Annotated in this window: 15 protein-coding genes and 1 pseudogene; 4 read left to right on the plus strand and 12 right to left on the minus strand. The window is 70.1% G+C overall.

Going from position 1 to position 13,957, the window contains the following annotated elements; all coding sequences use genetic code 11:
* The first annotated feature begins 16 nt into the window (after nucleotides 1-16).
* Nucleotides 17-1,591 (plus strand): multicopper oxidase family protein, encoded by a 1,575-nt coding sequence (locus CCN44_RS05710; protein WP_086697011.1) that lies wholly within the window; start codon nucleotides 17-19, stop codon nucleotides 1,589-1,591.
* Between the two features lie 76 nt (nucleotides 1,592-1,667).
* On the opposite strand, the gene CCN44_RS05715 is transcribed toward CCN44_RS05710, so the two are convergent.
* The 9 genes and pseudogenes from CCN44_RS05715 to CCN44_RS05755 form a co-directional block, all read right to left on the minus strand.
* Entirely contained in the window at nucleotides 1,668-2,327 is a 660-nt protein-coding gene (locus CCN44_RS05715) for a class I SAM-dependent methyltransferase (RefSeq protein ID WP_086697012.1), read from the minus strand.
* A gap of 82 nt (nucleotides 2,328-2,409) precedes the next feature.
* The gene (locus CCN44_RS05720; protein ID WP_158103072.1) at nucleotides 2,410-3,231 is read right to left on the minus strand and encodes a M56 family metallopeptidase; all 822 of its coding nucleotides are present in this window, start codon (nucleotides 3,229-3,231) and stop codon (nucleotides 2,410-2,412) included.
* A 76-nt stretch (nucleotides 3,232-3,307) separates the two neighbouring features.
* On the minus strand, nucleotides 3,308-3,658 hold the full coding sequence (locus CCN44_RS05725; RefSeq protein WP_276329119.1) for a BlaI/MecI/CopY family transcriptional regulator: 351 nt from the start codon (nucleotides 3,656-3,658) through the stop codon (nucleotides 3,308-3,310).
* Nucleotides 3,659-3,780: 122 nt separating this feature from the next.
* A pseudogene (locus CCN44_RS05730) lies at nucleotides 3,781-5,221 on the minus strand (SulP family inorganic anion transporter).
* Between the two features lie 89 nt (nucleotides 5,222-5,310).
* Nucleotides 5,311-5,907, minus strand: a complete 597-nt coding sequence (locus CCN44_RS05735; protein WP_086697014.1) for a carbonic anhydrase — start codon at nucleotides 5,905-5,907, stop codon at nucleotides 5,311-5,313.
* Between the two features lie 188 nt (nucleotides 5,908-6,095).
* Entirely contained in the window at nucleotides 6,096-6,542 is a 447-nt protein-coding gene (locus CCN44_RS05740; protein ID WP_086697015.1) for a hypothetical protein, read from the minus strand.
* 33 nt (nucleotides 6,543-6,575) lie between these two features.
* Nucleotides 6,576-6,833 (minus strand): hypothetical protein, encoded by a 258-nt coding sequence (locus CCN44_RS05745; protein WP_086697016.1) that lies wholly within the window; start codon nucleotides 6,831-6,833, stop codon nucleotides 6,576-6,578.
* 98 nt (nucleotides 6,834-6,931) lie between these two features.
* Nucleotides 6,932-7,525: a hypothetical protein gene (locus CCN44_RS05750; protein ID WP_143649624.1), complete on the minus strand. Its 594-nt coding sequence runs from the start codon at nucleotides 7,523-7,525 to the stop codon at nucleotides 6,932-6,934.
* Between the two features lie 374 nt (nucleotides 7,526-7,899).
* On the minus strand, nucleotides 7,900-8,310 hold the full coding sequence (locus CCN44_RS05755) for a hypothetical protein (RefSeq protein ID WP_086697018.1): 411 nt from the start codon (nucleotides 8,308-8,310) through the stop codon (nucleotides 7,900-7,902).
* 229 nt (nucleotides 8,311-8,539) lie between these two features.
* Here CCN44_RS05755 and CCN44_RS05760 point away from each other — a divergent pair, with 229 nt between their 5' ends.
* The 3 genes from CCN44_RS05760 to CCN44_RS05770 are packed head-to-tail and all read left to right on the plus strand — an operon-like array spanning nucleotide 8,540 to nucleotide 10,719.
* A complete protein-coding gene (locus CCN44_RS05760; protein ID WP_086697019.1) occupies nucleotides 8,540-9,172 on the plus strand; it encodes a class I SAM-dependent methyltransferase in 633 nt (210 codons plus the stop codon).
* Nucleotides 9,173-9,200: 28 nt separating this feature from the next.
* On the plus strand, nucleotides 9,201-9,830 hold the full coding sequence (locus CCN44_RS05765) for a DUF2218 domain-containing protein (protein WP_086697020.1): 630 nt from the start codon (nucleotides 9,201-9,203) through the stop codon (nucleotides 9,828-9,830).
* Between the two features lie 55 nt (nucleotides 9,831-9,885).
* A complete protein-coding gene (locus tag CCN44_RS05770) occupies nucleotides 9,886-10,719 on the plus strand; it encodes an alpha/beta fold hydrolase (protein WP_086697021.1) in 834 nt (277 codons plus the stop codon).
* A 30-nt stretch (nucleotides 10,720-10,749) separates the two neighbouring features.
* Here the strand turns inward: CCN44_RS05770 and CCN44_RS05775 are convergent, their stop codons facing one another.
* From CCN44_RS05775 to murJ, 3 genes are read right to left on the minus strand one after another with little or no spacing between them, the layout of a single operon-like run.
* A complete protein-coding gene (locus CCN44_RS05775; RefSeq protein ID WP_086697022.1) occupies nucleotides 10,750-11,604 on the minus strand; it encodes a hypothetical protein in 855 nt (284 codons plus the stop codon).
* Nucleotides 11,597-12,172 carry a SigE family RNA polymerase sigma factor gene (locus CCN44_RS05780; protein ID WP_086697023.1) on the minus strand — a complete coding sequence of 192 codons (576 nt, stop codon included), beginning with the start codon at nucleotides 12,170-12,172 and terminating at the stop codon, nucleotides 11,597-11,599. The genes CCN44_RS05775 and CCN44_RS05780 overlap by 8 nt, the downstream gene beginning before the upstream one ends.
* Nucleotides 12,169-13,860, minus strand: coding sequence for a murein biosynthesis integral membrane protein MurJ (murJ, locus tag CCN44_RS05785; protein WP_414820487.1), 1,692 nt, complete (start codon nucleotides 13,858-13,860; stop codon nucleotides 12,169-12,171). Before murJ ends, CCN44_RS05780 begins: the two co-directional genes overlap by 4 nt.
* Between the last annotated feature and the right edge of the window lie 97 nt (nucleotides 13,861-13,957).

Consider the following 13,957-nt stretch of genomic DNA (forward strand, 5'->3'; position numbering starts at 1 on the left):
ACAGAGGACACAACCCATGAACAGCATCAATCGCCGCTCCGTCCTGCTCGCCGGACTGGGAGTCGCCGGTGCCGGCGCTCTTGCCGCCTGCAGCAGCGGGAGCGGCTCCGATGGCGGCAATGCCCTGGTCAACCCCTCCGGCTCGGCGGTCGCCGCGGGGGAGAAGAAGCGCAAGAGCACCGGACGCCAGCAGAAGCTCACCCTGACCGCGGCACCCGCCATGATCGACCTGGGCGGCGGCGTCATGCCCAAGACCTGGGCATTCGACGGACGCACCCCGGGCAAGGAGATCCGGCTCTCCGTCGGCGACACCCTTGTGGCCGAGCTGTCCAACCAGCTCCCGAACAAGACCACCACGTCCATCCACTGGCACGGCATCGCCCTGCGCAACGACATGGACGGCGTGCCCCCGGCCACCCAGACCGCCGTCCGGGCCGGCTCCACCTTCACCTACCAGTTCATCACCGACGCCCCGGGCACGTACTTCTTCCACCCACACGTCGGCGTCCAGCTCGACCGCGGTCTGTACGCCCCGCTGATCATCGAGGACCCCAAGGAGACCCTCGCGTACGACGACGAGTGGGTCGTCCTCCTCGACGACTGGGTCGACGGCGTCACCGGCACGCCCGACGAGGTCTTCGCCGAACTCCGGCAGGGCATGGGCGGCATGGAAGGCCACGACATGGGAGACATGGGCGGGATGGACATGGGGGACTCCCCGTCCCCGTCCGCCTCGTCCGGCGGCATGTCGATGAGGTTCATGCTCATGGGCGCCGAGAGCGAACTGCTCGGCGGCGACGCCGGCGACGTCAAGTACCCGCACCACCTGATCAACGGCCGAGTGGCCACCGACCCGGACATCTACACCGGCAAGCCCGGCAAGAAGGTGCGCCTGCGGATCATCAACGCGGGCGGAGACACCGCCTACCGCGTCGCCCTCGGCGGCCACAAAATGACCATCACCCACACCGACGGCTTCCCGGTCCAGCACCAGGAAGTCGACGCCCTGCTGATCGGCATGGGCGAGCGCTACGACGCCCTCGTCACCCTCGGCGACGGTGTCTTCCCGCTCGTCGCCCTGGCCGAGGGCAAGAACGCCAACGGCTTCGCTCTGGTGCGTACGGGCTCCGGGAGCGCGCCGAAGCCGACCGTCCGTCCGAAGGAACTGGGCGGCATGATCATGTCGGCGTCCCAGCTGCGTGCCGCCGACGACGTGCGGTTCAAGTCGGCCAAGACCGACGTGACGCACCAGATCAAGCTGACCGGCGGCATGGACAAGTACAACTGGGCCATCAACGGCAGGCCGTTCGACATGAAGGACCCCGAGGCGAACCCGATCCTCATCGAGGAGGGCCAGCGCGTACGGCTCGACTTCTTCAACGACACCGACATGTGGCACCCGATGCACCTGCACGGCCACACCTACCAGATCGGTGACTCCGGGCCACGTAAGGACACCGCCATCGTGCTGCCCAAGAAGAAGCTGTCCGTGTTCTTCGACGCGGACAACCCGGGGCAGTGGATGCTGCACTGCCACAACGCCTACCACGGCGAGGCCGGGATGATGGCGAACGTGGCCTACAAGGCCTGAGGTTCGCCTCGCGCCGTCCGGGCGGGCTCATCGGTTGGCTGATGGGCGCGTCCGGAGGCGGCGTGCCGTGGGCGCATCAGTTCTCCGGCTTGCGTGCGACCCCGATGACGCACGGGGAGCTGGGCGTGGTACGGCCGTTGATGAGGAAGTCGAAGTGCCGCGCCTGCTCGACGGTGAAACCGGCGTCCCTGATGGCCTGTTCGCTGTCCCGGTCGAGGTTGCAGCCGCCGGTCAGCAGCGGCCACACCATGTTGATCCTGCGCTGCTTCTTGGCGAACCGCGGATCGGCCGAGCGTACGTGTTCGTAGAAGTAGAGGCGCCCTCCCGGTCGCAGGACCCGAGCCGCCTCCGCCAGCGCCGCGGGGACGTCGGCGATGCTGCACAGGACAAGTGAGGCGACGACTCCGTCGACCGAGCTGTCCGGCACCGGCAGTTCCTCCGCCCGGCCCTCGCGTACCTCGACGGGCGCGGACGACTCGGCCGCCGCCCGCGTCGCGAGCTCGCGCAGGCGTGGTTCCGGCTCCACTGCGATGACCTTCTCCACTGTGGCGGGGTAGTGGCGAAAGTTGGCGCCGTTGCCCGCACCCACCTCGATGACACGGCCCTCGGTGTCCGCGAGGAGTTCCTTGCGGTGGTCAAGTCCGCCGTGGGTTTCGGCGAAGGCGTTGATCCTCGGGTAGATCCGAGCGAAGAAAGGGTGCTTGACCTTCGGACGCTTGGCTGCGGCTGTGGGCATGACGGCAACTCCTCATCAGTCAGCGACACCCGTCAAGCTACTACGCGCACGTAGTAGATACTATGGGTGTGTAGTAGATGGGTCAGGCCCCGACGGGCATGCAGCTCAACGGAGTTGCCGCAACCAGCGCCGCGGAACCTGCCAGTGCCCAGGCGTAGACGGCGGCCCCGGCGACGGAGGAGGCCACCCGCCATCGGGCGGGCGGTGCCAGGCGCGGCGGGTGTCCGTCTTCCAGCTGGGCGATGCGGGCGTCGAGCAGGTCGGGAGCTGCCATGGCGCTGGCCGGTACGGCGAGCGCCCAGCCGGGCACGGCGGACACCTTGAGCAGAGCACCGGCGACCGCAGGCGTACCGCAGTGGGCGACCGCCCGGCGATCGGCCGTGAGTTCTCGGTCGGCGGCGAAGGCTGCCCGCAGGTGACCCAGCAGGGGAAGGGCGAAGTGGTGCGCCGTCAGGAGGCCGGCGATCAACGCCCGGAGCGGGTCGCGACCGCGGACGTGAGCGGCCTCATGGGCGAGCACCGCGTGTAGTTCGCGCTCGGTGACGGTCGTCGTCAGACCGCTGCTGACCGCCACCCGGGGGCGGAGCAGGCCGTATGTGAACGCGAAGGGCGCCTTGGAGTCGACCACAGTGACACGGCCTGCCAAGCTCGCGCGTGCGGCCGCGTCACTCACCCTGGCCGCGCTCACTGTGGTGCTGTCGCCGCGAGCGAGCACCTCCTGGCTCACGGCGCGCGTCGCCCGCAGCCCTTTCCAGAGACCGACGGCCGACCGCGCGCCACCCGCGACCGAAAGAGCCAACAGCACGGTTCCTGCCCAGGCGGTACCGGCCAGCAGGACGCTCGTGCCACGATGCCCCACCTGCCACGCGAGCGCCAGGGTCAGACAGCACGCGACATAGACCACCGCGGCACGGATAGCCGCGGTACGGCGACCAGTGTCCAGAAGGCGCGGTTCCCGCGGTCGAGCACCGCGGCGCCGATCACGGCGATTCCTCCAACAGGCGCCGCAGCCGGTCGCGGAGCCCCGGATCGAGGACCGCCTCGGCGGCGAAGTGCGTGATCGCGGCGTCTCCATGGTTGCGCAATACCTCGCGTACGGCGAGTGCGGCCTCGTCCGGCACCGCGGGGGAGTACGCATAACTGCGCCCCTGAGTAGTGCGGTTGAGTACGTCCTTCTCCGCGAGCCGGCTCATCACCGTCATGACGGTCGTGTACGCGAGTGGCTGGGCGCGGCCCTTGTTCAGCCCGTCGAGCACTTCCCGAACGGTGACCGGGTGTTCCGCATTCCAGCAGACCCGCATGACCTCGCCCTCAAGTGCTCCAAGGACCACCGCGCCACCCTTCCAGGACCGTTCCTACTATGCGAGCGTAGTACGCCTGGGGTTTGAGCAGGGGCCCGGCAGCCCGCTGCGGTAGCGGAAGCGGTTCCCGGGACCGCAGCGGACTCAGTCCGTCACACGCCAGACGTGACCTTCACGGGCTCGGTGCCGGCCGCGCTGTGCCGTGTCGCCCAGTTCTCCATGGCCATACGGCAGGCGTGGTCGAGGTGGTGTACTCCGGACAGGTCGACCTCGACGGGGCGGTTCTGCGGCAGCGCCTCCAGGCTGTCGAGGATCTTCGGCAGTCGCAGGAAGGTGGCGTTCCCGATCAGGTGCGCCTGGATGGGGCCGGCGCCCTTGTCGACGATCTCCAGCCGGACGTGGGAGGCATCCCACGCCGTCTTGACCACGGCGAGCGCGAGGCCGATGAGCACGCCCTCGAACATGCTCACTGCGACGATCGACACCGCGGTGACGACGAGGATCACGACCTCGCCGCGGTGTTCCCGCCACAGCTCCTTCATCTCCTTGACGGGGATCAGCTTGAAGCCCGAGTAGACGAGGACGCCCGCGAGGGCGGGGATCGGGATGACTCCCAGCGCGGCCGGGAAGAGCGCCGCGAACAGCAGCAGCCACACGCCGTGCAGGACCCGGGACGCCTTGGTGCGGGCGCCCGCCTGAACGTTCGCCGCACTGCGCACGATGACGGCGGTCATCGGCAGCGCGCCAAGCAGCCCGCACACGGTGTTGCCCGCGCCCTGCGCCATCAGCTCCTTGTCGTACTGGGTACGCGGCCCGTCGTGCAGCCGGTCCACCGCGGCGGCGCTGAACAGGCTCTCGGCTGAGGCGATCAGCGTGAAGGCGAGGACTGTACCGAGGAGACCGACGTCCATCAGACGTCCGAAGGCGTCGGGCGTCGGAGGCTGGATGGCGCCCAGCAGACCCCGCACCTCCACCTTGGCCACCGGCAGGGAGAGGAACACCGAGGGCGGCCGTCGCGAGTCCGACGGCGGCGAGGGGTCCCGGGACGACCTGAACCACCTTCGGCAGCTTCTTCCACAGCACGAGTACGGCGATGGTGCCCACACCCAGGCCGAGAGCGGCTCGCGCGCCGGGCGACTGCGCGGCATCGGCGAGCATCCCCGGCAGCCCGGCGATCTTGGCCAGCCCCTCGGCGGGAGCCTTGATCCCCGCCATGGAGTACAGCTGGCCCGCGATCAGCACCAGGCCGATTCCGGCCAGCATGCCCTCGACGACCGCCACCGAGATCGCCCGGAAGTAACGCCCGAACTTCAGGGCCCCCATGAGGAGTTGAAGCAGGCCCGTGGCGAGCACGATGGCACCGAGGGCCGGGAGACCGAATTCCCTGACGGCTTCGAAGACCAGCACGGTCAGCCCCGCGGCGGGACCGCTGACCTGGAGGCTGCTGCCGGGCAGCAGGCCGGCGACAAGGCCGCCCACGATGCCGGTGACGAGCCCGAGCTCTGCCGGCACGCCGGACGCGACGGCGACGCCCACGCACAGCGGCAGGGCGACGAGGAAGACGACGAGTGAGGCGGCGAAGTCCTGCCGCAGAGTGGATCCGGAGCCTGCGGCCTTCGTGCGACGCCGCTGCCCGCTCTGCTTGTGGGGCGACGCCTGACCGGCGGCCCTCCTGTGCGCGCTCACAGCGCGACGAAGGTGTCGGCGTGCGGCTCGTGAGCCAGCACGGTGCCGGTGTGGATCTCGTAGAACCAGGCGTGCAGGCGCAGTTCACCCGCGTCGAGCCGCCGCGCGACGCACGGATACGAGCGCAGCCTGAGGATCTGCGCAAGAACGTGCGACTGCACTGCATCGGCGACCGCGGGGTCGTCCTGGCTCTTCGTGCCGTCCTGCCGGGGCGCGGTGTGCGCGAGCCAGTCGCGGACGGCGGGGACGGCGTTCAGGTCGTCGCCGCGCACGAGGGCGCCGACGGCACCGCAGTGGGAGTGGCCGCAGACGACCACATCGGTGACTCCGAGCACTTCCACGGCGTACTCGATGGTGGCGGCCTCACCGGACGGCTGGCCCGACCCGTACGGAGGGACGATGTTGCCGGCGGTGCGCAGCTCGAAAAGCTCGCCCGGGCGGGCCCCGGTGATCAGGGACGGTATGACCCGGGAGTCGGAGCAGGTGATGAACAGGGCCTGGGGGGCCTGGCCTTCGGCAAGGCGGGCGAACTCCTCGGGACGGGCCGCGGTCTGGTGCCGGAATGTGCGGGCGTAGTCGATGAGGGGTTGCATGTGAGATGCCTCCTGGGCGCGCCAAGGCGCGTCTGGGCGCACCACAAGGGTGCGTCGGTTGTCAGGGGTGGAATGTCACTGCGGCGGGCAGGAGATAGCGCCCGAGCGCTGGGTGAGCGCGCGAGGTGTGGGGCGGCGGGAATCTGGCCCCGGCCGCCCGGAATGGCGCTTGCCGCCCGTGGGTCGGATCAGCAGCGGAAGACCTGGAGTGCCGCCTGTGAGAGGTCCGTGACCGGTCTTGACGGGCGGAGCGTGTCTCTGGCCGCCGAGATTGTCGGCGATGCCACAACCGCGTCGGCGTCCATGACCTGGCTGCTGCTGTACGAAGGGCCGTCCGGGGCGTACTCGCCGGCACGCTGACGGTCGCGGGTCAGGCGGTGCTCGGACATCTCCTCGGAGCCGTGCGCGTCGCCGCAGACCGCGGCTTCGCCTTGAGACGTCGTCGTCTCCTGCGCGTGGGCGACCGCCATGGGCGCCGTGTGCGTGAAGAGCTGAAGCGCCAGCAACGCGGCGGCGAGGGCTGCGAACACGGCCCAGACCCGCTTGCCTCGTGACACGGCGTTCAGCTCCTGGTCGTACGTCGTTCTGTGCAGCGAGGGGCTGCGCCGCGAAGACAAGTGCTCCGCTAAGTTCATTAGTACATTAACCGTACGCGGTGCGCCGTATGGTTACCGTGAGGTTTCACCCTTGTGGGGGTCGCGTTCAGAGGTCGGCTCCGTCCGCTCTTCTCGTCTGCGCTGTCGCCGCTCCCTCCACGCCAGCTCTACCGTCAGGAACACCGCCAGGGCGACGACCAGCACCATTGCGATGATGCCGGCGGCGGAGGCCCATGAGACGAGACCGCTCTGGTCCTCCTTCGTGTCTGATGCGACTTGGATGGCGCTGATGATGCTGTGCGGGGCGTAGGCGCCGCTGTGTCCGGTCATATCCCCCTCCGGTTCGCACCCGTGTGGGGGCGCGGCGCCCACGTTACCCGACTGAAGCTAAGTGGCTTAGTAGGTGGTTGATTGTGCCGCCCTCGGCCTCAGTGGCTGTGGCCGTCCTCCGCGTGACCGGATTCCGCCTCGGTAGAGGCGGCCGTCTCCGGTGCCGCGGGTTCGGAGGAGGGCGCGGAGGACTCCTGCCCGGCTTCGTGCTCGTCCGGTTCCTCTTCCGTACCTTCGCCGTGGCTGTGCCCGCTCTCGCCGGAGGCTTCGCCGAGCCCTTCGGCGATGGTGCGCAGGCCGAAGAAGCTGACGGTGGCGGTGAGGAGGACGGCGAGCCCCAGAGGGCCGAAGATGCGGCGCCAGGACGACTCGGGGTCCTTCAGTACGAAGGCGATGAACGAGACCGTGATCCCCAGAGGGACGAGCACGGCACCGCGGGCGGGGAAGTCCTCGAAGTGCTGCAGCCCGCCGCTGAGCATGCCTATGCCGAACGAGAGCAGCAGCGAGGCCGCGATGATGAGGATCGCGCGCGGCAGCGCCGGCCGGTTGGCGGCGAGCAGGAACTCGTTGACCAGCGTCGCCACCAGGAACACCAGGACGCCGATGACGGCGATCTTCGTGTACCGGGCCGGATCCAGCGGGTGGTGGACCACGGCGCCGCTGATGAGGCCCGCCCCGACGAAGTACAACACGTATCCGATGTAGCGGCCCGCGAGCGGTGCAGGCTTGCGGGCGCGGCGGCGGCGCCCCCGACGGGCGGCGGCTCTGCCGCCACCAGGGGGCGGCTGAGGCGCGGAGGGTGCGGGGTGTGCGGGGCGTTCGGTGACAAGGGACAAGACAGGGGCCTTTCGGCGGCTCGGAGGATAGGGGAACGGGCAAGACGGCTGGTGGGGCAGGGCGCGGGTGAGGAACCCGGTGCTCGGCTGAAGGCGAAGGTGTGATGCTCACTGCCCGGCTGGGCAGGGCGTGCGAAGCCCGTCGCGGAGCTGGCGCAGGCGTATGCCTGGGCGCAGGTGGGCAGCACCCCACCCGGCAGGGGGGAGGGCTCCTGCCCGCCTAGGTCCGTCTAAATACGCAATACGGTTGTCGCGCCCGGAGGCCTGGTGTCCGGGGCGGCGATGTCGGCACGGATGCCGGAGTGCGGCGACACGTGGCAGTGGTCGACCGCTGGTGAAGTACCGGGGGATGGTACGGGGAGCGCGTCGTCCGGTTGGCCGGGTGCGCAGTTGTTGTGCGCGGACTCCTCGGACTCGCCGTCCTTGTGCTGGCGCTGATCGTGATCGGCGGAGGACTCCGTGTCATGGACGAGAAGCGATGCGGAAACGCCTGCCTCAAGGTGTCCGGCGGCACTCTCGCCCTGCAGTCCGTGTGCGAGCAGCAGGCTGAACAGCAGCATCGCGAGCCACGCGAGACGGGTCAGCTGCGGAGCCCGCGTGCGGGCTCGCGGCAGGGCTGTGGCCGTCTGGTCCGTGAGCACGGCGTGATCATAGCGAGTCCGAACGGTGCTGTGTCACCGACTTCAGTGCCAGCCACTCGCCCTGGCTCCCACTTTCGGAATTCCCGCATCGGCGGTCCTGGAGTCATACATCGCGCCACTAGAGAGACACTCTGGATTGACAGAGACAGAGTGTCTCGATAAAGCTGGTTGGTGTACATGAGGCCCGGACGGCGATCCGGACCGCCCGACGCAACGGAAGGACACCGGCATGGGCGGCTCACCCCGCTACCCCCACCACCTCGGCTCCGGCTCCGAGGAGCGGCCGGAGCCCGACGACCTGTACGCCAGCCCACCGCCCTGGGACATCGGCCGGCCGCAGCCGGCGTTCCTGGCTCTCGCCGAGGCGGGTGCCATCCGGGGCCGGGTGCTGGACGTCGGCTGCGGGACCGGCGAGCACGCGCTCATGTGTGCCGGGCTCGGCCTGGACGCCACAGGCGTCGACCTCGCCTCCCGGGCTCTGCGCGCCGCCGAGGAGAAGGCGCATGAGCGGGGCCGCACGGCGCGGTTCCTCTACGGGGACGCCTTGAAGCTGGCCGACCTGCGCGAAACCTTCGACACTGTGCTCGACTGCGGGCTCTTCCACATCTTCGACGGCGACGACCGCGCCGCCTACGTCGACAGCCTGCGCGCCGTGATCCGCCCGGGCGGCCGGTACTTCATGCTGTGCTTCAGCGACCGGCAGGCCGGCGAGTGGGGACGAGTGCACAAGCTCACGCGGGCCGAGATCGAGGCCGCCTTCGCCGAAGGATGGCTGATCGACTCCATCGAACCCGGCACGATCGACATCACCACGGACCCGGACGGTATTCGGGCCTGGCTCGTCGCCCTCACCAGGATCTGAACCTGTGAGCGGTCCGGAGAGGAACGCCATGCTGACCGCGGAAGCCAGCGTCGAGACCGAACGCGCAAGCCGCTACCTCGACCAACTCTGCCGACATGCCCAGCAGATGGAACGCCACCCCCACTATCGGCAGGGCGCGCGCGGCGGCGGTGGCACGCACAAGCCCCCTGAGGTGCATCACGTCGAATGGTCCGACACTAACGGGACCGTCCTCCTCAGCCTGGGCCAGTGGACCTTGCGGGCCACCCCGGACGCCCTCGTGCTGCACATCGAGGCCGCCACCGAGGAGGACCTGCAGCGGATGCGGGATCTCATCGCCGCACGCGTCGAGAAGATCGGCAGGCGTAACCACCTGACGGTGGCCTGGCAACAGATCGAAGCGCCCAGCACTCTCCCCGGCGTGGGCGACCAGGCGGACGCCCCGCATCAGAAGGAGCTCAGTCACGCAGGCGGCATGACCCGCCGCTGGACCGTCAGGGCGGTTGTTGGAGCCGTGGCGCTGCTGGTCGTCGCGCACCTGGTGTTGGGCGGCTCCGTGCTGGCGGCTTCGCAATGGCTGGGCTGGGGCGCCGGTGCCGTCGTCGTGGCGGTCGTCGTTGCGAAGGTCATCGGGATGGGCGGCTTCGTCGCGCACCATCGCCGCAGGCGTAGCCGGTGACGTGGACGCGGGCCATCGCCTGCTCGCGGAAACGAGAAACGGAAGCGAGGCACCTATGAGCACCCTCGACGTTCCCGGTGCACAGCTCTACTACGAGACCCGTGGCAGTGGCCCGCTCATGCTCATGATCCCGGGCGCCAACGGCGACGCCGACGCCTTCGGAGCGGTGGCGGACCACCTGGCGGCGCACCACACCGTCGTCACCTACGACCGGCGCGGCTTTTCCCGGAGCCGACTCGATGGTCCGCAGGACTACGACCGCCGCCTCGAGACCGACGCCGACGATGCCCGGCGCTTGAGCGAGCACCTGAGCGATGAGCCCGCGACCGTCTTCGGCAGCAGCTCCGGAGGACTCGTCGCCCTGGAACTCCTCGCCCGGCACCCCTCCACGGTCCACACGCTTGTGCCGTACGAGCCACCGGCTGTGAAACTCCTGCCCGACGGCCAGAACTGGGTCGACTTCTTCACTGAGCTGTACGACCTCTACCGCCGATCCGGCATCCAGCCGGCACTTGAGAGGTTCCGTGAAGAAGCCTTCGCGGAGCCGGATCGGCAGGCCATGGCCGCGCTACGGGCGAAGGATCCCAAGAAGGGCAAGTACCTTCTTGCCAACGCCACCTATTGGTTCGAGCACGAGCTGCGCCAGTACCCAGCGGTTGAACTCGACGTCGATGTCCTCACTTCGCACGCCGATCGGGTCGTTCTCGCGGCGGGGCGGGAGTCACACGGCTATCCCGCTCATGACGCAACCGTCGCCCTGGGACTCAGGATCGGCCTGGACGTGATCGAGATGCCGGGCGGCCACCTCGGCCACGTGACCCACCCCGGCCGGTTCGCCGATGCGTTGGTGTCGGCTCTGAGGCTCGGCGGACACGGACCGAAGGCGTGACGTGCCGCACGGCATGCCCGGAGGCGTGGCTCAGCAATGCCCGGTCGCAGATGGCGAAGGGCCGTGCGGCTGAGCGGAGTTCATGGTCTCCTCCAGGCAGTTCTCTGTCCGCGGATCGGTGTGGGCGTGGTCGGCGACCTGCGGGGTGGCGAGTACGAGCACGGCGACCCGGTGGTCGGACTGGACCAGCGTGACGCGCAGCGGGGCTTCCGCACCGTGGGTGAGGACGTATTCGTAGAGCGCAGGCGCTTTCGAGTCGTGGTCTTGTGCATGGGGACTTCGGGTCTGGTGCCAGCCGCACTTGTGCAGGGCTTCGGCGAGCTGCTCGACGGCGTGCTGGGCGGCGGAGTTGTCCGCGTACGCCACGATGCGGTGCTGTGCGGTCGCATCGCTGTCACCTCTGTAGGAACGGGCGATCTGCTCCTCGGCGCCGGTCCCGTCGAACCACCGCAGAGCGCAGTCCTCCGTCCCCCCGGTGGGCAGGGGAGTGGTGGCGCTGTTACTGGTGGTTGTGGTCCGCCAGTGATAGGCGGCGTTCCAGGGCAGGGCGGAGGGGGACAGCAGATCTGTACGGGGGAGGCCGCCACCGCTGTCCGGTGCGGGCAGGATCGAGGCGGCCGAGACCAGGCCGGGGCTGGTCTCCTGGGGACGGTCGGCGGATGTGCCGTCGAGCAGAGGCGGGAGGCCCCAGAGGCCGAGGGAGAGCAGGGCGGCGCAGCCCGCCGTGGTGACCGCCAGCCGGCGGCGGGTCCGGTGGCGGCGTACGCGCTTGTGCACGTCGGCGACGCCCCCGCTGACGGTGATCAGCGGCTCGGCCTCGTCGGCGTAGCCGTGGAGCAGCGTGCCGAGGTCGTCCTGCGGGGGACGGCGGGTTTCGTCACTCATGGGGGAGGACCTCCTGCCGGGGCTGTGCGGTGGCCGCGGTGCGGCTTGCTCGGGCCGTCGGTGTGTCCGGCGAGTCGGTGAGATGGGTGCTGAGGATGCGGCGGGCCCGCATGAGCCGTGAGCGTACCGCCGTGCTCGTCGACCCGGTCTGGCGGGCGACCTCCTCCACCGGGAGGTCGAGGAGGTGGTGCAGCACCACCGCGCGCCGCTGTTCGGGGTTGAGGTGCCGCAGTGCGGCGACCAGGGCGACGTGGTCGGGTGCGAGGCCGGGCAGGTCGGGCGGTGGACCGTGCCGGAAGTGGGCGCGGAGCCGATTGCGGGCCCTGCGCCAGGAGCTGACCGCCAGACGCAGGGCGACCGTACGCACCCATGGCGTCGGATCCCCTTCCGCGACCAGCTGCTCCCACCGCGGCCAGGCCCTCGCGTACGCCTCCTGGACCGCGTCCTCCGCCTCGCCGAGGTCGCCCGTCACGGCGTACACGACGGCGACGAGCCGCTTGACGCTCTCGGCGTAGAAGCGCTCGAAGTCCCGGCGGGCGGCCGATGCCTGATCCTGGCTGTCCGTCATCGCCCCCTCCTGTGACGGCCGCTCGATCCGAAACGGCGAGTCAGTGGCGCAACGAGCTCACCGACCTCGGGGATGCGCAGCGGGCTCGCCAACACCACGACCGACAGGCCGATGACGACGGCGCCGACCACCAGGCCGGAGGCGTCTCCGGCGAGGCCGCCGCCCAGCTGCTCCGTGAACCAGCCGCTCGTCGCGTAGGCCAAGGCAGCGCCCGGCAGGCACGCGACGCCGAGGCGAAGGTGCGTGCCGAGCGTCCGCTCCAGGGAATGGCCCAGCCTGCGGCGCAGCACGAGCGCGGTGCAGCACAGGCCCGCCGTGCAGGCGATCGCGTACGCGGCCGCGATGCCGGTGACCGCCCAGCGTGCGGGCAGCAGGGCGTACGAGGTCACGGACAGCCCCGCGTTGACGCCGGCGATGACCAGGGTCAGCAGGAACGGCGTGCGGGTGTCGCCGAGTGCGTAGAAGCCGCGGGAGAGCACGTACTGCGCGGAGAAGGCCGCCAGCCCGGGCGCGAACGCCGCCAGCACCCAGCCGATCGCCTTGGCGTCGGCGTCGCTCACCTGCCCGTACTGGTAAGCGAGGCCGGTGAGTTGGGGCGCGAGCACCAGGAAGAGGAACACGGCGGGCACGATCGCCACCGCTGTCGTGCGCAGGGTCCGGGACAGGCCGGCGGCGACCTGCGCCAGGTCGCCGTCGGTGGCGGCGCGGCTCATCCGCGGCAGCAGCGCGGTGACCAGGGAGACGGTGATGATGCCCTGCGGCACCACCCACAGCTGATAGGCGCTGCTGTACGCGGTGTAGCCGACGCCTTCTGTGACGCCCTCGGCGACTGCGCGTACCCCGGCGGAGGTGGACAGTCGGGTCACCACCCAGTACGCGACCTGGTTGACCAGGACCAGCAGAAGGGTCCACACGGCGGCCCGTACCGGACGCCCGAGCCCCGATCCGCGCCAGTCGAACCGCAGCCGCCACCGGAACCCGGCCGCGCGCAGCGACGGCAGCAGTGCCAGCGCCTGGACGGCGATGCCCGCTGTACTGCCCAGGCCGAGCAGGAGCAGCTGGCCGTCCGTGACCTCGCCCGCCGTGCTCGCGGTGCGGGCGATCACCAGGTACAGCCCGAACACCGCGATCACGGTGACGTTGTTGAGGACCGGGGTCCACATCATCGCCCCGAACCGGTCGCGGGCGTTGAGGACCTGGCCGAGCACGGTGAACACGCCGTAGAAGAAGATCTGCGGCAGGCAGTAGCGGGCGAGCGCGACGGTCAGGTCGCGCTGGGCGCCCGTGTAGTCGGTGTACGCGGAGACGACCCAGGGCGCGGCGAGGACAGCGAGCGTCGTGATCGCGGTCAGGGCGGTCAGGCACAGCGTGAGCAGCCGGTCGGTGTACGCGGCCCCGCCGTCCGCGTGCTCCTTCGCCGCCCGCACCAGCTCCGGCACGAACACCGAGTTCAGCGCCCCGCCGATCAGCAGGATGTAGACGATGTTCGGCACCGTGTTGGCGACGTTGTAGGCATCGCCGAGCAACGCCGTACCCAGGGCCGCCACCACGACCGCACCGCGGACGAACCCGGTGGCCCGCGACGTCAGCGAGCCCAGCATCATCACGGCCCCGCCGCGCAGCCGGCGCGCCAAGCCGGCCTTCGGAGCCGCGCCGCTGGCGGCCTCCACCTGTTCCTGAGCCGTCACGCCGTGTGTCCTCCCCGCCACTCGAGCAACTCAGCGAAATTCCCCGCCACAACCCGGGGCCGCCACGCGTGCAAGAGACAGGCGGGTCTGTCCCGCC

Origin of the sequence: Streptomyces tricolor, from assembly GCF_002155905.1 — a bacterium.
GTDB classification, from domain to species: Bacteria; Actinomycetota; Actinomycetes; order Streptomycetales; family Streptomycetaceae; genus Streptomyces; species Streptomyces tricolor.